At 66.9% G+C, this 21,008-nt stretch carries 17 protein-coding genes; 15 read left to right on the plus strand and 2 right to left on the minus strand.

Annotation, left to right across the window (positions count from 1 at the left end; translation table 11 throughout):
* From hisI to ACWDSI_RS12205, 14 genes are all read left to right on the plus strand, one after another.
* The gene (hisI, locus tag ACWDSI_RS12140; protein WP_449747068.1) at nucleotides 1-384 is read left to right on the plus strand and encodes a phosphoribosyl-AMP cyclohydrolase; all 384 of its coding nucleotides are present in this window, start codon (nucleotides 1-3) and stop codon (nucleotides 382-384) included.
* A gap of 55 nt (nucleotides 385-439) precedes the next feature.
* Nucleotides 440-619: a tautomerase family protein gene (locus ACWDSI_RS12145; protein WP_005179191.1), complete on the plus strand. Its 180-nt coding sequence runs from the start codon at nucleotides 440-442 to the stop codon at nucleotides 617-619.
* On the plus strand, nucleotides 616-2,226 hold the full coding sequence (locus ACWDSI_RS12150; protein ID WP_449756672.1) for an anthranilate synthase component I: 1,611 nt from the start codon (nucleotides 616-618) through the stop codon (nucleotides 2,224-2,226). The genes ACWDSI_RS12145 and ACWDSI_RS12150 overlap by 4 nt, the downstream gene beginning before the upstream one ends.
* Complete coding sequence (locus tag ACWDSI_RS12155) at nucleotides 2,223-3,032, plus strand: TIGR02234 family membrane protein (protein WP_449756673.1); 810 nt, start codon at nucleotides 2,223-2,225, stop codon at nucleotides 3,030-3,032. The genes ACWDSI_RS12150 and ACWDSI_RS12155 overlap by 4 nt, the downstream gene beginning before the upstream one ends.
* 93 nt (nucleotides 3,033-3,125) lie before the next feature.
* Nucleotides 3,126-3,944 (plus strand): indole-3-glycerol phosphate synthase TrpC, encoded by an 819-nt coding sequence (gene trpC, locus ACWDSI_RS12160; protein WP_449747065.1) that lies wholly within the window; start codon nucleotides 3,126-3,128, stop codon nucleotides 3,942-3,944.
* Between the two features lie 61 nt (nucleotides 3,945-4,005).
* Nucleotides 4,006-5,325, plus strand: a complete 1,320-nt coding sequence (trpB, locus tag ACWDSI_RS12165; RefSeq protein WP_449756674.1) for a tryptophan synthase subunit beta — start codon at nucleotides 4,006-4,008, stop codon at nucleotides 5,323-5,325.
* Nucleotides 5,322-6,143, plus strand: coding sequence for a tryptophan synthase subunit alpha (trpA, locus tag ACWDSI_RS12170; RefSeq protein ID WP_449756675.1), 822 nt, complete (start codon nucleotides 5,322-5,324; stop codon nucleotides 6,141-6,143). The genes trpB and trpA overlap by 4 nt, the downstream gene beginning before the upstream one ends.
* A 34-nt stretch (nucleotides 6,144-6,177) precedes the next feature.
* Nucleotides 6,178-8,013, plus strand: a complete 1,836-nt coding sequence (gene lgt, locus ACWDSI_RS12175; RefSeq protein WP_449756676.1) for a prolipoprotein diacylglyceryl transferase — start codon at nucleotides 6,178-6,180, stop codon at nucleotides 8,011-8,013.
* A 130-nt stretch (nucleotides 8,014-8,143) separates the two neighbouring features.
* A complete protein-coding gene (gene gltB, locus ACWDSI_RS12180) occupies nucleotides 8,144-12,715 on the plus strand; it encodes a glutamate synthase large subunit (protein WP_449756677.1) in 4,572 nt (1,523 codons plus the stop codon).
* Nucleotides 12,708-14,213, plus strand: a complete 1,506-nt coding sequence (locus ACWDSI_RS12185; RefSeq protein WP_449756678.1) for a glutamate synthase subunit beta — start codon at nucleotides 12,708-12,710, stop codon at nucleotides 14,211-14,213. Before gltB ends, ACWDSI_RS12185 begins: the two co-directional genes overlap by 8 nt.
* A gap of 110 nt (nucleotides 14,214-14,323) precedes the next feature.
* Nucleotides 14,324-15,757, plus strand: a complete 1,434-nt coding sequence (gene pyk / locus ACWDSI_RS12190; protein ID WP_449756679.1) for a pyruvate kinase — start codon at nucleotides 14,324-14,326, stop codon at nucleotides 15,755-15,757.
* Between the two features lie 23 nt (nucleotides 15,758-15,780).
* Nucleotides 15,781-16,659, plus strand: a complete 879-nt coding sequence (locus ACWDSI_RS12195) for an acyl-CoA thioesterase (RefSeq protein ID WP_449747059.1) — start codon at nucleotides 15,781-15,783, stop codon at nucleotides 16,657-16,659.
* A gap of 2 nt (nucleotides 16,660-16,661) precedes the next feature.
* Nucleotides 16,662-17,156: a hypothetical protein gene (locus ACWDSI_RS12200; RefSeq protein ID WP_449756680.1), complete on the plus strand. Its 495-nt coding sequence runs from the start codon at nucleotides 16,662-16,664 to the stop codon at nucleotides 17,154-17,156.
* A gap of 119 nt (nucleotides 17,157-17,275) precedes the next feature.
* Nucleotides 17,276-19,189, plus strand: coding sequence for an ABC transporter ATP-binding protein/permease (locus ACWDSI_RS12205; RefSeq protein WP_449756681.1), 1,914 nt, complete (start codon nucleotides 17,276-17,278; stop codon nucleotides 19,187-19,189).
* A gap of 51 nt (nucleotides 19,190-19,240) precedes the next feature.
* Here ACWDSI_RS12205 and ACWDSI_RS12210 read toward each other — a convergent pair whose 3' ends face one another.
* Complete coding sequence (locus ACWDSI_RS12210; protein ID WP_449756682.1) at nucleotides 19,241-19,756, minus strand: hypothetical protein; 516 nt, start codon at nucleotides 19,754-19,756, stop codon at nucleotides 19,241-19,243.
* Between the two features lie 69 nt (nucleotides 19,757-19,825).
* Between ACWDSI_RS12210 and ACWDSI_RS12215 the strand changes: the two genes are divergently transcribed.
* Nucleotides 19,826-20,272, plus strand: coding sequence for a GNAT family N-acetyltransferase (locus ACWDSI_RS12215; RefSeq protein WP_449747055.1), 447 nt, complete (start codon nucleotides 19,826-19,828; stop codon nucleotides 20,270-20,272).
* Here the strand turns inward: ACWDSI_RS12215 and ACWDSI_RS12220 are convergent.
* Nucleotides 20,265-20,999, minus strand: a complete 735-nt coding sequence (locus ACWDSI_RS12220) for a DUF998 domain-containing protein (RefSeq protein ID WP_449756683.1) — start codon at nucleotides 20,997-20,999, stop codon at nucleotides 20,265-20,267. The two genes, ACWDSI_RS12215 and ACWDSI_RS12220, sit on opposite strands and share 8 nt — an antisense overlap.
* Between the last annotated feature and the right edge of the window lie 9 nt (nucleotides 21,000-21,008).

Raw genomic sequence — 21,008 nt, forward strand, 5'->3', positions numbered from 1 at the left:
ATGGCACTCGACGCCGAACTCGCCGCGAAGCTCAAACGGAACGCCGACGGCTTGTTCGCCGTGGTCGCCCAGGAGCGTTCCACCGGCGACGTGCTGATGGTGGCGTGGATGGACGACACCGCGCTCGACCGCACCCTGCGCACGCGACGCGCCACCTACTACTCGCGATCACGACAGGAGTACTGGGTGAAAGGGGAGACCAGCGGACACACACAGTACGTGCACGACGCGCGCCTCGACTGCGACGGCGACACCGTCCTGCTGGTGGTCGACCAGGTGGGCGCGGCGTGTCACACCGGAAACCACAGTTGTTTCGACACCGAGTCGCTGAGGTTCGACCTGCCCGGCGACGACGTGAATTCCAGCCCTGGGACAATCGGGTGACGGACCGATCGACGGCCCGTTGCACGGGCCAATCCACGAAGGCGGTGACTCACCGATGCCCCTGATCCAGATCTCGCAGACCCCGGGCCTGAGCGATCGGGTGAAACGCGAGACGATCGCTGCGGTGACCGAGGCGTACGCCAAGGCCACCGGAAAGAACCCCGATTCGGTCTGGGTGACGATCACCGAGGTCCCGCGGTCGCAGTGGGGTGTCGGCGGCGAGCCCCTCGGATGAGTACTGATCCCACCGCTCTGCCCGACACCGAGCTCCACCCGGGCGCGACGTCGCCGTCCCGGTCGGACACCACCACCCTCGCGGAGTTCCTCGACCTCGCCGCCGATCACCGCGTGGTACCCGTCACCCGCAAGGTGCTCGCCGACTCCGAGACACCGTTGTCGGCGTACCGCAAGCTTGCCGGCGACCGGGCCGGCACCTTCCTGCTGGAGTCCGCGGAGAACGGTCGGTCCTGGTCACGCTGGTCGTTCATCGGTGCCGGGGCGCCGTCGGCACTCACCGTGGTCGACGGCAAGGCCGCCTGGTGGGGCACCGTCCCCGCCGGAGCACCCGTCGACGGGGATCCGCTCACCGTGCTGGCCGAGTCGCTGCGCCTGCTGGCCACCGATCCACTGCCCGGCATGCCGCCGCTGACCGGCGGGTTCGTCGGGTTCATGGCCTACGACATGGTGCGCAGGCTCGAACGCCTCCCCGAGACCACCGTCGACGATCTGCGTCTGCCCGATCTGATGATGTTGCTGGCCACCGACCTCGCCGCCGTCGATCACCACGAGGGCACCATCACGCTCATCGCGAACGCCGTCAACTGGGACGGGTCAGATGCCCGCGCCGAACAGGCCTACGCCGACGCCGTCGACCGCCTCGACCGGATGACCGACGCGCTTGCCGCGCCGGCACCGTCGACGGTGTCGCGCTTCGACCGGCCGGCGCCGGAATTCGCCGTCCAGCGCACGCGCGAGGAGTACGGCGAGATCGTCTCCGCTCTGGTCGGCGAGATCGAAGCGGGTGAGGCATTCCAGGTGGTGCCGTCGATGCGCTTCGAGATGGCCACCGACGCCGACCCGCTCGAGGTGTACCGGGTGCTGCGGGCCTCCAATCCCAGCCCGTACATGTATCTGCTGCGGATGCCCGGTGTCAGCGGGCGCGAGCCGTTCACCGTCGTCGGGTCCAGTCCCGAGGCGCTGGTGACCGTGCACGATCGGGTGGCCACCACCCATCCCATTGCCGGCACCCGCTGGCGTGGCGCCACCGAGGAGGAGGATCAACTCCTCGCCAAGGGCCTCGTGGAGGACGAGAAGGAAAACGCCGAGCACCTGATGCTCGTCGACCTCGGACGTAACGACCTGGGCCGCGTGTGTGCTCCCGGCACGGTCAAGGTGAGCGACTATCGCCATGTCGAGCGGTACAGCCACGTGATGCATCTGGTGTCCACGGTGTCGGGCACGCTGCGGTCGGACAAACACGCGCTCGACGCGATCACCGCATGCTTTCCGGCGGGGACGCTCACCGGGGCCCCCAAGGTGCGCGCGATGGAGCTGATCGAACAACACGAGATGACGCGTCGCGGACTCTACGGCGGCATCGTCGGCTATCTCGACTTCGCCGGTGACGCCGACACCGCGATCGCCATCCGCACCGCGCTGATGTCCGACGGCACCGCATACGTGCAGGCCGGCGGCGGTGTGGTGGCCGACAGCGAACCCGATTACGAGTACAACGAGGCACGCAACAAGGCCACCGCCGTCCTCAACGCGGTGGCCGCTGCGGCCACGATGCGCCTTGTCGGCGACCACACCGCCACGGCCGGGCCGGAGGCGACGCGATGACCACTCCCGACCCCGCTGAGCGTGCCCAGAATCCGGTCGAGCGTGCCCAGAATCCGGTCGAGCGTGCCCAGAATCCGGTCGAGCGTGCCCAGAATCCGGTCGAGCGTGCCCAGAATCCGGTCGAGCGGTGGACCACGCGTCGCGTGAAGACACTCGCCGCGGTACTGATGGCGGCGGCAGCGCTGTTCTTCTGGACCGCGTCGCGTCTCACCTGGGCGCGGGTGCTCGCCGCCGACGGCCTCTCGCCCGCACGCACCTTCGACGTCAAGGGTGCCGACTGGAGCCCGTGGCTCACTCCGCTCGCGCTGGTGATGCTCGCGGCCATCCTCGCCGCGATGTCGTTGCGCGGGTGGGGCCTGCGGCTGGTGGCGGTGCTCATCGCCGCCGCCGGGGTGCTGGCCGCCGTGCCTGCGCTGTCGCTGGTGATGGGCGGCACCAACGACCTCTACGCGGCCCGCGCCGCAGGGCTTGCCGACCGCTACGTTGTGCAGCTCGTCACCACGGTGAACTGGGCCGCCGCAGTGGTCCTCGCGGGCTCGGTGTGCGCGGTGGCCGCGGGCGTGCTGCTCGTCCGGGTGGCCTCCGGTGCCGGGATGTCGTCGAAGTACAAGACACCCGCGGCGCGACGTGAAGAACTCGAACGGCAGGTTTTCGCCGAGCACGAACGGAAGAAGCTCGACGACGACCGTCGCGCTGCCTCCGACGATGCAACCACCGACCCCGACGCTCCCTCCGATGATGCGCCGAACGAACGCATGATGTGGGACGCGCTGGACACCGGGATCGATCCCACCGACCAACGGTGAACCGATGAGCCTGCGCCAAGCACAACCCGATCCGCATCGGCCGGAGACGGCCGTCTACCCTGAGACCACGACGACGAAAGGGAATCAGCTGCCGTGAGCACGCCCACCGTCCTCGATTCGATCATCGAGGGAGTGAAAGCCGACGTCGCCGCGCGCGAAGCCGTTGTCGATTACGCGGAGATCAAGGCGGCGTCCCTGGCGGCGCCCGCGCCCAAGGATGCCATGGCGGCTCTCCGGCTACCCGGGATCGGAGTCATCGCCGAGGTCAAACGCGCCAGCCCGTCCAAGGGTGAGCTCGCCGACATCCCCGACCCCGCCGACCTCGCCCGCGCTTACGAATCCGGTGGCGCGCGCATCATCAGCGTGCTGACCGAGCAACGTCGTTTCCACGGTTCACTCGACGATCTCGACACCGTCCGCGCCGCCGTCACCATCCCGGTGTTGCGCAAGGACTTCATCGTCGGGCCGTATCAGATCCACGAGGCACGCGCCCACGGTGCCGACGTCATCCTGCTCATCGTCGCCGCCCTGGAACAGAACGTGCTGGCGTCGTTGCTCGACCGTACCGAGAGCCTGGGCATGACCGCGCTCGTCGAGGTGCACACCGAGGATGAGGCGAACCGCGCGCTGGAGGCGGGAGCCTCGGTGATCGGCGTCAACAACCGCAATCTGAAGACCCTCGAGGTGGATCGTGACACCTTCGCGCGGATCGCGCCGGGATTGCCCACCGAGGTGATCCGAATCGCCGAATCGGGTGTGCGCGGCACCGCCGACCTGCTCGCCTTCGCCGGCGCCGGCGCCGACGCCGTCCTCGTCGGTGAGGGGCTGGTCACCAGCGGCGATCCCCGCGCCGCGGTCTCCGAGCTGGTGACCGCGGGCACCCACCCGTCCTGTCCGAAACCCGTTCGCTGACAGGCCCGTTCGGCACGCGCCGAGCACTCCTGTGCGGACGACGATGTCAGTGAGAAGTCTAGTGACCACCGAACACCACACCGCCGCACCGGCCGCCGACGCGCTGCCCACCGCAAGCGTCGGACTCACCACCCGCACCTCCAACGAGCCCGACGCGGGCGGCCACTTCGGCGTCTACGGCGGTCGGCACGTGCCCGAGGCGTTGATGGCCGTGATCGACGAGGTCACCACCGGTTACGAGAAGATGCGCACCGACGAGGACTACCTCGCCGAACTCGACCGCTTGCAACGCGACTACGTCGGACGCCCGTCCCCGCTCTACGAGGCCACCCGGCTTCGTGAATATGCCGGGGGCGCAAGGATTTTCCTCAAGCGCGAGGACCTCAACCACACTGGTTCACACAAGATCAACAATGTTCTCGGACAACTGCTGCTCGCCCGTCGGATGGGTAAACACCGCATCATCGCCGAGACCGGGGCCGGTCAGCACGGTGTCGCCACCGCAACCGGCTGTGCGCTGTTCGGCATGGAGTGCATCATCTACATGGGGCGCGTCGACACCGACCGTCAGGCACTCAACGTCGCGCGGATGCGACTTCTCGGGGCCGAGGTCATCGCCGTCGACACCGGGTCGGCAACCCTCAAGGACGCCATCAATGAGGCGATGCGCGACTGGGTCACCAACGCGCACAACACGTATTACTGCTTCGGCACCGCCGCCGGACCGCATCCCTTCCCGACGATGGTCCGGGATCTCCAGCGGGTGGTGGGCCTCGAGGCGCGGGCGCAGATCCTCGATCAGGCCGGCCGACTGCCCGACGCGGTCACCGCATGCGTGGGTGGTGGGTCCAACGCCATCGGCATCTTCCACCCGTTCATCGACGACGCCGGGGTGAAGCTGGTGGGCTTCGAGGCCGCGGGCGACGGTGTGGAGACGGGGCGGCACGCGGCCACCTTCACCGGCGGCACCCCGGGCGCCTTTCAGGGCGCCTACTCTTACCTCCTTCAGGACGAGGACGGGCAGACGATCGAATCCCATTCGATCTCTGCTGGTCTGGACTACCCGGGGGTCGGACCCGAGCACGCTCACCTCAAAGACACCGGCCGGGCCGAGTACCGACCGGTGACCGACACCGAGGCCATGGACGCCCTGGCTTTGCTCAGCCGGCGTGAGGGCATCATCCCCGCCATCGAGTCCGCGCACGCGTTGGCCGGCGCGCTCTCCCTCGGCCAGGAACTCGGCGACGGCGCGATCGTCGTCGTCAGCCTGTCGGGTCGCGGCGACAAGGATGTCGATACCGCCGCCCGGTGGTTCCACCTATTCGACCCCCCGCCGTCGGACACCGAGGTCGGCGTGACGGCAGGGGAGGAGATCCGATGACCACCCCGACCCGCGCACACGCCGGACAGTCGCAGCTCGGCCCCCTGTTCGAACAATGCCGCGCCGACGGCCGCGCCGCACTCATCGGCTACCTCCCGGTCGGCTATCCGACCGTGCAGAAGTCGGTGGAGTCGTTCCGCACGATGGTGGCCGCGGGCTGCGACATCATCGAGGTGGGGGTGCCCTACTCCGACCCGGTGATGGATGGTCCCACCATCCAGGAGGCCGCCGACATCGCCCTCACCAACGGCGTGCGGGTACGCGACGTGTTCACCGCGGTGGAGGCCATCGCATCCGCGGGCGGCAAGGCCGTGGTGATGAGCTACTGGAACCCGGTGCTGCAGTACGGCGTGGAACGCTTCGCCGCCGACCTGGCCTCCGCCGGCGGATCGGGTCTGATCACCCCGAATCTGATCCCCGAGGAGGGCGGGGCGTGGCATGAGGCGTCCGATGCCCATCACCTCGACCGCATCTACCTCGTCGCGCCGTCGTCGACAACCGAACGCATCGCACTGACCGTCGACGCATCACGCGGCTTCGTCTATGCGGCGTCGACCATGGGTGTCACCGGCGCGCGGGATGCGGTGTCGGATGCCGCACCCGATTTGTGTGCCCGGGTGCGCGCCTACTCCGACATCCCGATCGGCGTCGGCCTCGGCGTGCGCAACCGCGAACAAGCTGCGCAGATCGCCTCCTACGCCGACGGCGTCATCGTCGGATCGGCGCTGGTCACCGCGGCGCATGCGGGGCAGGACCACCTCGCCGGACTGGTCACCGAGCTCGCCGAAGGCGTTCGTGCGCCGCGACCCGACCTCTGATCCCGGCCACAGCGGAGTCGGTTAGGGTGGCACCGTGACAGCGCCGACGACGACGATGCTCGCCTACATCCCGAGTCCACCCCAGGGTGTCTGGTATCTCGGTCCGGTCCCGATCCGCGCCTACGCACTGTGCATCATCGTCGGCATCATCGTCGCCGTCTGGTGGGGAAACCGCCGGTGGGTGGCGCGCGGCGGACAGCCCGGCGAAGTGCTCGACGTTGCCATCTGGGCGGTTCCGTTCGGCCTCGTCGGCGGACGGCTCTATCACGTTCTCACCGACTGGCAGATCTACTTCGGCGACGGCGGCAAGACCCCGATCGAGGCGCTCTACGTCTGGGACGGGGGTCTCGGTATCTGGGGAGCGGTGATCCTCGGAGGCGTGGGTGCCTGGATCGGAGCCCGGCAACGCGGCATCAAACTCCCGCCGTTCGCCGACGCGATCGCCCCACCCATCCTGCTGGCCCAGGCGATCGGCCGGCTCGGCAACTACTTCAACCAGGAGCTCTACGGCCGTCCCACCAATCTCCCGTGGGGTCTGGAGATCTACGATCGCGTCGACGCGCAGGGCATCGTGGGCCCCTCCCAGATCACCGGACACTCCACCGGCAACGTGGTGGCGGTCGTTCATCCCACGTTCCTCTACGAGATGTTGTGGAACATCGCCGTCGTCATCGTGCTGGTGCTCGTCGACCGACGCTTCCGCATCGGGCACGGTCGGCTCTTCGCGCTCTACGTATCCGGCTATTGCGCGGGTCGCTTCGCGATCGAACTGATGCGCTCGGACCCTGCATTCACCCACATTGCCGGCGTGCGGATCAACGTGTTCACCGCGGCGTTGCTGTTCGTGTGCGGCGCTGTCTATTTCATCGTGGCGCCCAAGGGTCGCGAAACCGGCCTCGAGGTCTATCACCGTGAGCGGGCCGAGGAACTCGAGGCGCTCGGGATGACCGGCTACCAACCCGACAGTGATCTCGACCGGGACGAACCGGTTCGCACCGCGAGCGCCGATGAGAACAGCGACGATGAGAACAGCGACGATGAGATCACAGACGACGGGGTCGACATCGACACCGACCAGTCGGACGACGAGGAGGAACCGGTGAGCGAATCAGAGCAAGCCCACTCCGAGGCCAAGGGACCTGAGGTCACCGACGCCGAGCCGGATGATTCCGACATCGTCGAGGGCACCGGCGAGTCCGCCGACGCCACTGCCTGGACCCCGGGTGCCGAGCAGGAGGGTGAGGTTGCGGAGTCGGAGTTGCTCGCCGACACCGACGACGCTTCTACCGTGGCCTCCGACGAACCGGAGACCGCGGCCGAGGATGCCGAGGGTGTCACCGAGGTGATCGAGGATGAGGCGGTCGACGAGGGCGACACGGATGCGGCCGGGGTCGACGAGGACGAGCCGGAGTTGGCCGACGGGCAGGCCACCGAGGCCGGGGGACCGGTCGACGTCGTCGACACCGACCCGGACGATTCCGACATCGTCGAGGGCACCGACGAGTCCGCCGACGCCACCGCCTGGACCCCGGGTGCCGAGCAGGAGGGTGAGGTTGCGGAGTCGGAGTTGCTCGCCGACACCGACGTTGCTTCTACCGTGGCCTCCGACGAACCGGAGACCGCGGCCGAGGATGCCGAGGGTGTCACCGAGGTGATCGAGGATGAGGCGGTCGACGAGGGCGACACGGATGCGGCCGGGGTCGACGAGGACGAGCCGGAGTTGGCCGACGGGCAGGCCACCGAGGCCGGGGGACCGGTCGACGTCGTCGACACCGACCCGGACGATTCCGACATCGTCGAGGGCACCGACGAGTCCGCCGACGCCACCGCCTGGACCCCGCGCGGAGAGGCGCCGAAGCACGATTCGTAGTCGCGTCGGCTAGAGTGAAAGCTCGCGGTTCGCACCAGTCCCACCGTGCAGCCATTACATGACTCCACCGGGCCAATGTTGTCCCTGAGGACTTCGGCATTTGATTCGGCAGAATCGAGTGGAGGTAGTGATGTTGTTTTCTGCGCTTCCCGCCAAGCAGGGCCTGTACGACCCGGAGGCCGAGGTCGACTCGTGCGGTGTCGCCATGGTCACCCACATCCACGGCCGACGATCGCATTCGATCGTCGCCGACGGTTTGCTCGCGCTGGAGAACCTCGAACACCGGGGTGCGGCGGGCGCGGAGGTCAACAGCGGTGACGGCGCGGGCATCCTGATCCAACTTCCCGACGAATTGTTGCGCGCAACAGTCGATTTCGAGCTGCCGGCACCCACCGCGGCAGGGGAGAACACCTACGCCGCCGGCACCTGCTTCCTGCCCACCGACCCGGGTCTGCGTCACGCGGCGATGGACCGGGTGGCCGCCCTCGCCGAGACCGAGGGAATCACCATCCTCGGGTGGCGGGAACTGCCTGTCGACACCGAGGGCGCCGACATCGGCGAGACGGCGGTGGGCTGCATGCCGTTCATGGCCCAACTGTTCGTCACCGTCGACCCCGGACCGGGCGCCGACCGCATCGGCGGCATCGCCCTCGATCGCTTCATCTACCCCTTCCGCAAGCAGGCCGAACGCGTCACCCCGGAGATCGACGAGGCGGGCACCGGACTGTACTTCCCGTCACTGTCGAGCCGCACCATCGTCTACAAAGGCATGCTGACCACGATGCAGCTGCCGCTCTACTACCCCGACCTGCGAGACGACCGCTGCATGAGCGCCATCGCGATCGTGCACTCCCGCTTCTCCACCAACACCTTTCCGTCGTGGCCGCTCGCGCACCCGTTCCGTTTCCTCGCCCACAACGGCGAGATCAACACCGTGCGCGGCAATCGCAACCGGATGCGTGCGCGTGAGGCCCTGCTCGACACCGATCTGATCCCCGGCGACCTCGCCCGCGCCTTCCCGATCTGCACCCCCGAGGCGTCGGATTCGGCATCGCTCGACGAGGTCCTGGAAATGGTCCATCTCGGTGGCCGTAGTGTGCCGCACGCGGTGATGCTGATGGTGCCCGAGGCCTGGGAGAACGTGCCGTCGATGGACCCGAAGCGTCGCGCGTTCCTGCAGTTCAACGCGTCGCTGATGGAGGCATGGGACGGTCCGGCGTGTGTCACGTTCACCGACGGCACAGTGGTCGGTGCGGTGCTCGATCGCAACGGACTGCGGCCCGGCCGCTGGTGGCAGACCCGGGACGGCCGGGTGATCCTCGCCTCCGAGGCCGGTGTTCTGGACGTGGCCGTCGACGACGTCGTCTCCAAGGGGCGCCTGGAACCCGGACGCATGTTCCTCGTGGACACCGCGCAGGGCCGCATCATTCCCGACGAGGAGGTCAAGGGCGAGCTGATGAACGCCGAGGCCTACGGCGAATGGCTGCACGCCGGGCTCCTCGACATCGCCACGCTGCCCAATCGCCCCGTCTACCAGCCCAACCACGACACCGTGGTGCGCCGACAGGTGTCCTTCGGTTACACCGAGGAGGATCTGCGGGTGCTGCTGACACCCATGGCGGCTTCGGGATACGAACCTCTCGGTTCCATGGGCACCGACACCCCCGTCGCGGTGATGTCACAGCGGTCGCGGCTGCTCTACGACTACTTCGTCGAACTGTTCGCGCAGGTGACCAATCCGCCGTTGGATGCGATCCGCGAGGAGATCGTCACCTCGATGGCGCGCGTGATGGGTCCCGAACAGAACCTGCTGGCACCCACCGCCGCGTCGTGCCGTCAGATCCTGTTGCACTGGCCGGTCATCGACAACGACGACCTCGCCAAACTCGTGCACATCAACGACGACGGCGACAACCCCGGACTGTCGGCGAAGGTGCTGCACGGACTCTACGAGGTGAACCGCGGCGGTGAGGGACTCGCCGACGCGCTCGAGGATCTCCGCAGGCGCTCGAGCCAGGCCATCGCCGAAGGGCACACCACGCTGGTCATCTCCGACCGGCACACCGACCGGGAGCACGCGCCCATCCCGTCGCTGCTCGCGATCTCCGCGGTCCACCATCATCTGGTGCGCACCAAGGAACGCACCAAGGTCGCGCTGATCGTGGAGTCCGGTGACGCCCGCGAGGTGCACCACATCGCACTGCTCATCGGCTTCGGTGCCGCCGCGGTGAACCCCTATCTGGCGCTGGAGACCATCGAGGATCTCATCGGCGAGGGCGAACTCATCGGCGTCACGCCGTCGAAGGCCAAGCGCAACTACATCGAGGCCCTCGGCAAGGGTGTGCTCAAGGTGATGAGCAAGATGGGTATTTCCACCATCAGCTCCTACACCGCGTCGCAGGCGTTCGAGGCGGTGGGACTCTCGTCGGCCGTGGTCAAGGAGTACTTCACCCGCACGGTGTCCCGGATCGAGGGCGTGGGACTCGACGAACTGGCCGAAGAGGTCCGACTGCGTCATCACCGCGCGTTCCCCGAGAATCCCACCGAGCAGGTCTACCGCCGCCTCGAGGTGGGCGGCGAGTACCAGTACCGGCGCGAGGGCGAATTGCACATGTTCACCCCGGAGACCGTGTTCCTGCTGCAGCACGCCACCAAGACCGGGCGCGACGAGGTGTTCGCCCAATACACCGAGAAGGTCGACGCACAGTCGCGTAAGGGTGGCACGCTGCGCGGATTGTTCGATCTCGATCTGTCCCAACGCGATCCGGTACCGCTCGACGAGGTGGAACCGATCGAGGAGATCATGAAGCGCTTCAACACCGGCGCCATGAGCTACGGGTCGATCTCCGCCGAGGCGCACGAGACCATCGCCATCGCGATGAACCGGATCGGCGGCCGATCCAACTCCGGTGAGGGCGGCGAGGACGTCGACCGTCTCTACGACCCGGAACGACGCAGCGCGGTCAAACAGGTCGCATCCGGCCGGTTCGGCGTCACCAGTGACTACCTGATCAACGCCACCGACATCCAGATCAAGATGGCCCAGGGCGCCAAGCCGGGCGAGGGCGGGCAGCTGCCGGCGTACAAGGTGTATCCGTGGATCGCCAAGACACGGCATTCCACGCCGGGTGTCGCGCTGATCTCCCCGCCGCCGCACCACGACATCTACTCCATCGAGGATCTCGCGCAGCTCATCCACGACCTCAAGAACGCCAACTCCGACGCCCGCATCCACGTGAAACTGGTCAGTGCGGTCGGTGTGGGCACGGTCGCCACGGGTGTCTCGAAGGCGCACGCCGACGTGGTGCTCATCTCCGGATACGACGGCGGCACCGGTGCCTCACCGCTGACGTCGCTCAAACACGCCGGCACACCCTGGGAGATCGGCCTGGCCGACGCCCAGCAGACGTTGATGCTCAACGGATTACGCGACCGCATCACGGTGCAGTGCGACGGTGCTCTGCGCACCGGCCGCGACGTGATCATGGCCGCACTGCTCGGCGCCGAGGAGTACGGATTCTCCACCGCACCCCTGATCGTGTCCGGATGCATCATGATGCGCGTGTGTCACCTCGACACCTGCCCGGTGGGTGTGGCCACCCAGAATCCGGTGCTGCGCTCGCGGTTCACCGGCCAGGCCGAACACATCGTCAACTTCTTCCGTTTCATCGCCGAGGACGTGCGAAAGTATCTGGCGCAGCTGGGATATCGCACCCTGGACGAGGCGATCGGACAGTCGCAGCGACTGCACACCGACACCGCGGTGGCGCACTGGAAGAGCAAGGGTCTTGATCTGAGCCCCATCTTCCGCCGCATCGAGGACAAGGGCCCCACCCGCAGGCTGCGTGGCCAGGACCACGGCTTGGAGCGGGCGCTCGACCAGACCCTCGTCCAACTCGCCGAGGGTGCCCTCGAGGATGCCCACCCGGTGACGTTGGAGCTGCCGGTCCGCAACGTCAACCGCACGGTCGGCACCCTGCTCGGTTCCGAGGTCACCCGGCGCTACGGCGCCGACGGGCTCGCCGAGGACACGATCACGGTGAAGCTCACCGGGTCCGCGGGTCAGTCGCTGGGCGCCTTCCTGCCCCCGGGCGTGACGATCCGGCTGACCGGCGACACCAACGACTATGTGGGCAAGGGACTGTGCGGTGGCAAGATCGTCGTCGCACCCGACCCGGACGCCTGGTTCATCGCCGAAGACCAGGTCATCGCCGGCAACACCATCCTCTACGGCGCGACGTCGGGCGAGGTGTATCTGCGTGGCCGCGTAGGAGAACGGTTCTCGGTGCGCAACTCCGGTGCCACCGCCGTCGTCGAGGGCGTCGGCGACCACGCCTGCGAGTACATGACCGGCGGCCGGGTGGTGATCCTCGGCGACACCGGACGCAACATGGCCGCCGGCATGTCCGGCGGTATCGCCTACGTCTACGACCTCGACGCGTCCAAGGTCAACAAGGCGATGGTCGAACTGCTGCGGCCCGACCCCGACGATCTGCACTGGTTGCACGACACCATCAGCAAACACACCGAGCTCACCGGCTCGGCGATCGGCGCCTCGATGCTCGCCGACTGGCCGCGCCGTTGCCTGGCCTTCACCAAGGTCATGCCCAGCGATTACAAGCGCGTACTCGACGCGGCCCGGATGGCCGAGGCCGAAGGACGCGACGTCGATTCAGCGATCATGGAGGCGGCACGTGGCTGACCCACGCGGATTCCTGGAAGTCAACAAGAAGGAAGCGAAGTACCGGCCGATCGCCGAGCGCATCGGGGACTGGGAGGACGTGTACGCGCACGGCCCCGACCCGCTCGGCAACCTGGCCGAGGTGTCCGAGCAGGCGCGTCGGTGCATGGACTGCGGTATTCCGTTCTGCCATTCCGGTACCGCCGGGTGCCCGTTGGGCAATCTGATTCCCGAGTGGAACGATCTGGTGCGCCGGGGTCGATGGGATGCGGCGAGCGCGCGGCTGCACGCCACCAACAACTTCCCGGAGTTCACCGGGATGGTGTGCCCGGCACCGTGTGAGGCGGCGTGCGTGCTGTCGATCTCGGAATCCACCACCGGTGGCAGCGTCACGATCAAACGCATCGAGAAGACCATCGCCTACGAGTCGTGGGCCGAGGGCGTCATCGGTCCCGAACCGCCGGGCGCCACCTCGGGAAAGTCGGTGGCCGTGGTGGGGTCTGGCCCGGCCGGCCTGGCCGCAGCCCAGCAACTCACTCGCGCCGGTCACGATGTCACCGTGTACGAGAAGGACGACCGGCTCGGCGGGCTCCTGCGCTACGGCATCCCCGAATACAAGTTGCAGAAGTCCGATATCGATCGTCGTCTGGCCCAGATGCGTGCCGAGGGAACGCAATTCGTGACCAGTTGTGATGTCGGTATCGACCTGACCGTCGACGAGCTGCGCAGCCGTCACGACGCCGTCGTGCTGGCGATCGGTGCGATGACCGCACGCGACAATCCGGTACCCGGACGTGACCTCAACGGCGTCCACCTGGCCATGGAGCACCTGGTGCCGGCCAACCGGGAGTGCGAGGGCGACGGTCCGTCGCCCATCACGGCCGCGGGCAAGCACGTCGTGATCATCGGCGGCGGCGACACCGGCGCCGACTGTCTCGGGACCGCGCACCGTCAGGGTGCCGCGTCGGTGGTGCAGCTCGACTACAACCCCGAGCTGCCCAGCGACCGCGACGACAATCGCTCGCCCTGGCCCACCTGGCCGCTGATCATGCGCACCTCGAGCGCACACGCGGAGGGTGGTGAACGCAAATACCGGGTGGCCGTACAGCGATTCGTCGGCGACGACGACGGCAACGTCACCGCAATGGTGCTCGCCGAGGTGCAGGTGGTCCGCGAACCCGACGGGCGCCGTGTGATCACCCCGGTCAGTGACGAGTTCGAAATCCCCTGCGAACTAGCACTTTTCGCAATCGGTTTCGCCGGTGTCCGGGACACCGCGTTGCTCACCGATCTCGGTATCGCACCCAACCGCCGTGGCAATCTGAGCTGCGGCAGCGACTGGCAGACCGATGCTCCCGGTGTCTTCGTCTGCGGTGACGCCCATCGGGGAGCGTCGTTGGTGGTCTGGGCGATTGCAGAGGGACGCTCGACGGCACGCTCGGTGGACGAGTACCTCATGGGCGCTTCCGATTTGCCGTCGCCGGTCAAGCCGGCGCAGCTGCCCCTCTCGGTGCGCTGAAAGGGCACGGCCGGTGAGGTGACTGCCGGACCGAGAACAGCGCGTTGACGCGTGATGACAACTGATCGCACCGATGGCCATGCCGACACGACGGGACTAAGGTGAGCACGGTGACACGCCGAACGAAGATCGTCTGCACGCTGGGTCCGGCCACGAGTAGCGACGAGCGCCTCAAAGAACTCGTCGAGGCAGGCATGGATGTTGCCAGGCTGAACTTCAGCCACGGCAACTACGAGGACCATCGTGCCGTGTACGACCGTGTGCGCAAGGCCAGCGACGCCAGCGGCAAAGCCGTCGGCATCTTCGCCGATCTCCAGGGACCCAAGATCCGCCTGGGTAAGTTCGAGGACGACGGCGCCCTCAACGGCGAGGTGATGTGGGCAACCGGCGAGACCGTCAGCATCACCGTCGACGACATCGTCGGCACTCACGACCGGGTATCCACCACCTACAAGCAACTCGCCGAGGACGCCAAGCCCGGTGACCGCCTGCTGGTCGATGACGGCAAGGTGGGTCTGGTGGTGAGTTCTGTGGACGGCAACGACGTCATCTGCACCGTCACCGAGGGTGGACCGGTCAGCAACAACAAGGGCATCTCGCTGCCGGGCATGAATGTCTCGGTTCCGGCGATGTCGGAGAAGGACATCGCCGACCTCGAGTTCGGGCTGAAGCTGGGCGTCGATATGGTGGCGCTGTCGTTCGTGCGCAGTCCCGCCGACATCGAGTTGGTGCACGAGGTGATGGACCGGGTGGGACGCCGCGTGCCGGTGATCGCGAAGCTGGAGAAGCCCGAGGCCGTCGACAACCTGGAGGCGATCGTCCTCGCTTTCGACGCGATCATGGTCGCGCGCGGCGACCTCGGCGTCGAATTGCCCCTCGAGCAGGTTCCGCTGGTCCAGAAGCGGGCGATCCAGATGGCGCGCGAGAACGCCAAGCCGGTGATCGTGGCAACCCAGATGCTCGACTCCATGATCGAGAACTCTCGGCCGACCCGCGCCGAGACGTCCGACGTGGCCAACGCGGTGCTCGACGGAACCGATGCCGTGATGCTTTCCGGCGAAACGTCGATCGGCAAGTTCCCGATCGAAACGGTCCGCACGATGGACCGCATCTGCGTGGCGGTCGAGGGCGGCTCCCGCGACGTGCCACCGCTCTCGCATGTTCCACGCACCAAGCGCGGCATCATCTCCTACGCCGCCCGTGACATCGGTGAGCGACTCGAAGTGAAGGCGCTGGTCGCGTTCACCCAGTCCGGCGACACCGTCCGACGCCTCGCCCGGTTGCACTCGAGGTTGCCGCTGCTCGCCTTCACCCCCACGCAGGCGGTCCGCAGCCAACTGGCGCTGAGCTGGGGTACGGAGACGTTCATCGTCGACCACGTGGACACCACCGATCAGATGATCGATCAGGTCGATCACCAACTCCAGCGGATCAGCCGTCTCAAGCACGGCGACGTGGTGGTGGTCGTGGCGGGCACCCCCCCGGGCACCGTCGGCTCCACCAACATGATCGAGGTCCACCGGATCGGCGAACAGGACCACTGACGCCGTGCCCTAGGGTGGTCACCATGACAGTGGAGGCCACCGGCGACCTCGCCAAACTGCTCGCCCTGCTCGACGTGGAACGTCGGGACGACGATCTGTTCGTGGGCGCGCATCCGGAGCAGAAGACGGCACGCACCTTCGGCGGGCAGATGCTCGGTCAGGGTGTGGTGGCTGCGGCGCGCACCCTGACGCGCGGGAACCCGCCGATCCATGCGCTGCACGCCCATTTCATTCGTGGCGGCGATGTGAGCGAGCCGATGGAATATCACGTCGCCCGCTTCCGTGACGGAAAGTCGTTCGCCAACCGCCAGGTCACCGCCATGCAGAAGGGCGAGGCCATCTTCACGATGCTCGTTGCCTTCCAGGACAACACCGCCGGACTCGAGCACGCCGTGGAGATCCCGCAGGTTCCCTACCCCGAGGAATTACCGCCGCTCGGCGAACACTTCAAGGGGTTCGAGGATCGCATCGCCACCTTCGTCAACGCACTGCATCCCATCGACATCCGGTTCGCCAACGACCCGTCCTGGAAGATGCGCGAAGCCGGAGAAACGTTGCGCGACAACAGGGTCTGGATGAAGACCGACGGGGTGATGCCCGACGACCCGATCATGCATGTGGCCGCGATGTGCTACGCCTCGGACACCACGGTGCTCGATTCGATCATCACCACCCACGGACTGTCCTGGGGTATCGATCGGCTCTTTGCCGCCACGGTGAACCATTCAATGTGGTTCCATCGTGATTTCCGGTTCGACGAGTGGATGCTGTACGCCACCCGGTCGCCGGTGGCCACCGGTTCTCGCGGCATGGGTTCGGGCCGATTCTGGACGCGTGACGGCACCCTGGCCACCTCGGTGGTGCAAGAAGCCCTCATCAAGTATTTCCCGCCCAAGAAGTGAACGTGCAGCCGTACGGCACGGGTCGTCCCGATCCCCAGCACGCGCCGGCAGGGTCGGTCCCCGAATACTGGCTCACGCCCGGACCGATGCTGCCGCGGCGCAGCTGGCAGCACAAGACGCGGATCATCGTCATCATGGTGACCACCATCGCCGCCGCCCTGTTCGCGGCCGTCGCGGTGCTGGCGCTGGGCGTCGGGCACGTCAGCAGGACGCACATCGACGCCAAGGGGGAAGTGGTGGTGGACTGCGGCACCTGGTCGAGCACCGGCATCGCCGAGAACACCCCCGTGCGGATCTACGAGGAAACCGGTGAGCAACTGGCCACCGCCCGCCTCGACCGTCGGGTGCAGGTCTCCGGAGAGTGCCGACTGGCCTTCGAGATCGCCCAGATGCCGGTCAGCGGTTCGGGTTACGTGGTCCGGGTAGGCGACGATTTCAGCCAGCCGGTGAGCTCATCGGCGTTGCGTGACGGCGTGGTGCTGCGGCCGGCGTCTTGACGCAGATCCGTGTTGTCCGTGTCGCCCGGTGACGACGTTGGCCGCGGGTTAGACTTCCTCGATCTCACACGCGATCTGAACTGCCGGTAGCTGCCGGCCGGGGCAAGGACGGGGAAACGGTGACCGAGAGCATCGACTGGGGTAACGAGGTACTGGCCTCGCTGAAATGGATCGGCATCGTCTTCCTGATCTCGCTGGTCGGAATGCTCGTCATCGGATACCTCTTGTCGCACTTCACCACCTGGGGTCGGCAGTACTGGCGGGTGGCCGGCGGCTTCCTCGTCGATCCCACGACGCGAGTGGTCGCCTGGACTCTCGTCGTGGTGTTGCTGGTGCTCGCCGTGGCGGGTGTGCGGCTCACAGTCCTGTTCTCCTACCAGGGCAACGACATGTTCACCGCTCTCCAACTCGGCGCCCAGGGCCTGACCCAGAACAGTTCCGCTGCCGTTGACGCCGCGAGGTCCGCCTTCTGGAAGGCGATGGGCATCTTCGGCATCCTCGCGACGTTGCACGTGCTCCGCACACTGGTCGAGCTGTACCTGGGCAGCATGTTCGAGATCCGTTTACGCGCCTACATGACCCAACAATCCACTGCGGACTGGCTCGAGGGAAAGGCGTTCTTCCGGAACCGATTCGTGCACACGGGTATCCAGGGCGAGGATTCCGGCATCCAGCCGGGCGTCGACAATCCCGACCAGCGAATCGAATCCGACATCACCAATGTTGCGAGCAGCAGCCGACAGTTGGTTTTCGGATACGGCGGGTCGAACACGAACGGGGTCATTCCGGCGATCATCACGATCGTCTCGTTCACCAAGATCCTGTGGGACCTGTCGGGCCCGATGAGTGTCTTCGGCACCGATGTGCCGCGGGCGATGGTGTGGTTCGTCTACGTTTTCGTGCTGGTGGCCACGGTGATCGCCTTCTGGCTCGGACACCCACTGATCGGGCTCTACTTCCTGCGTGAACGCCTCACCGCCAACTTCCGATACGCGTTGGTGCGCGTGCGCGACGGAGCCGAGAACGTGGCGTTCTACAACGGCGAGGGCGCCGAACGTGCGGGTCTACTCGAACGATTCGGTGCGGTTGTCGGAAACTTCTGGCGCATCGTGTTCCGCACCCTGAAGTTCAACGGCTGGAACTTCGTGGTGAATCAATTGTCGGTGGTGTTTGCCTACATCATCCAGGCGCCGCGATTCTTCGCCGGACAGATCAGCCTCGGCGACATACAACAGACCGGGTCAGCGTTCGGCAACGTGCACGATTCGCTGTCGTTCTTCCGCGAGGCCTACGACAGCTTCGCCGACCTTCGCGCATCGCTCTACCGCCTCGACGGGCTCGAAGATGCCAACGAGACGTCCCGGACACTGCCCACGATGACCACGGTCGACCAGGATCGCGCGGTCGGGCTTGCCGACGTCGTGATCTCCACTCCATCGGGTGACGAACTCATCCGCGACCTGACGCTGTCACTCGCGCCCGGACAGGCGCTGGTGATCAAGGGACGTTCCGGATCGGGAAAGACCACCCTGTTACGTGGCCTGGCCGGCCTGTGGCCCTTCGTCGAAGGCGAGTTCAGCCGGCCCGCGGGCACCCAGACGTTGTTCCTCTCACAGATCCCGTACATCCCGCTCGGTGACCTGCGCACCGCGGTCGCCTACCCCCTCGAACCCGACGAGGTGGGCGCCGATGCCATCCGCAGCGCACTCGGCCAGGTGTTCCTCCCACATCTCCTCGACCGGCTCGGTGAGGAGGAGGACTGGGCCAAGGTGCTCTCACCGGGTGAGCAGCAGCGGGTGGCGTTCGCGCGAATCCTTCTGGTGCGGCCGCAGGTGGTGTTCATGGACGAGGCGACCTCGGCGGTCGACGAGGGCCTGGAATACTCTCTCTACCAGCTGATCCGGACCGAGCTGCCGGAGACGATCGTGGTGTCGGTGAGCCATCGCAGCACCACTGATCAGCATCACACCGACCTTCTCGAACTCACCGGCGGAGGCGGGTGGGAACTGCGGGCATTGTCGACAAACTCGTGACGCACTCCACCCGCTCGGTGGTCGACATCCCTGTGGGGGAGAGTGAGGAGTCTAGGGACCGGTGGTGCGGTTGAGCCGCTCGCGCAGCCTGTCGGTCATCCGCTCATCGAGAGTCGGTCGTTCCTTGAAATCCGCGGCGACGAGTTCGCGGCCCAGGCGCACCTCGAGACACCCGATGCAGAGGTGGCCGGCACGGCCGGGGACGACGCTGAGCCACACGTCGTCGCGCAGAAAGTAGTACTCGTCGACCTCGCTCATGTCCTGGCCGCAGTCGAGACAGCGCCAATCGGTGACCTCAAGGGTGATGGCGAAGTCGACGGTGCGCCCGTCGCGGAGCCGAACTCTGCGCGACCACATCGATCCGCTGACGGCCACCACATCCCGAGACGCCAGTTCGTGGGCGATCCGTGTCTCGATGCCCAGCGGACCGTCGGGAACCGCCGTGACGGAGGACTCGGTTTCGTGGCCGTCGACGTCGCGGTGAGTGGTCCACAGTCCCCACAGGACGTCGACTCCGGGAGCCCCGACCTCGTATGCGTAGGAGTCTCCGGCACCGCTGATCAGCATTGTGTCAGGCTATCGTCAGCCCCTTACCCCGACGCTGCCCGGCGCCGCATGTCGTGACAAGGTGAAACCATGTCCAGCACGATTGCGCCGCTGACCGATGCCGACCGCGGCGACTGGGAGCCGCTGTGGGCGGGTTACCTCGAGTTCTACGAACACACTTTGAGCGACGAGCAGACGGCTTCGACGTATGCCCGCATCCTCGACCCGGACGTCGCGATGTACGGGGCCATTGCGCGCGACGATGACGGCCGGGCCGTGGGGATCGTGCACTGGTTGACCCACGCATCGACGTGGAGTGACGACCCCTACGTTTATCTCGAGGATCTGTTCGTCGCCGGCGACGTCCGCGGGACGGGCACCGGACGCGCCCTCATCGATCACGTGGTCGGCTGGGCCCGCGCGCAGGGGCTGCCCAAGGTCTACTGGCAGACCGCCTACACCAATGAGCGGGCACGTCGGCTCTACGACCTCGTCGCCGCCAACGACTTCATCGTCTACGAGATCGATCTCACGTAGCGACCGGCTGGAGATCGACCGCTCGCCGTGACCGGGATCTGGCCACCGACACGCCCCAGGTCACCAGCCACACCGACATCCCACCCACCTGAATGCGTTGGGCCAGCCCGAGATAGTAGTCGCCGGTCAGATTGTCGGCAGCCATCATCCACGCCGTGGTGACGGCGATGATGATGAGAACGGCAAGCCCCACCGTCCGCAATGCCGGCCACAACGGCGCCTGCCGATAGGCCGCCACCACCCCGGCGATCATCGTCGTGAAGATCGCGAATACCGCGACCGTGCTGGTCAGGGCGTGGATGTGGTGGAGCTGGGGGAGCAGGCCGCTCGGTTCGTAGGGGCAGTCCGGATCGATACCGGGGACACACTCGATCGGGGCGAGCGCGTCGGCGATCGTCGCGCCGCCGAAGACCGCGAATGCGATGACGGCTGTGCGCGCATACACCCCCGAGACGATCGATCGCGGCCACAACAGCACTGCAGCGGTGAGTACTGCGAGGATCGACGTGATGATGTCGCCCCACTCGTACACCTCGCGATGCGGCCGATGCGCGGCGTCGAGTTCACTCAGAAAGCTGTTGAGCGGATCGAGCGGACTGTGCCAGAGGAACTCCAGCACCCACGACGAGTAGCAGACACCAGCGAGTGCGATGAGCACTCCCGCGATGATGGCGCGCGCACCGGCACGGTCGAGGCGCGCATCGCGTCCCGACGGCGACGATGGCATCAGGCCAGA

This window comes from Gordonia sp. NPDC003429, from assembly GCF_053588575.1.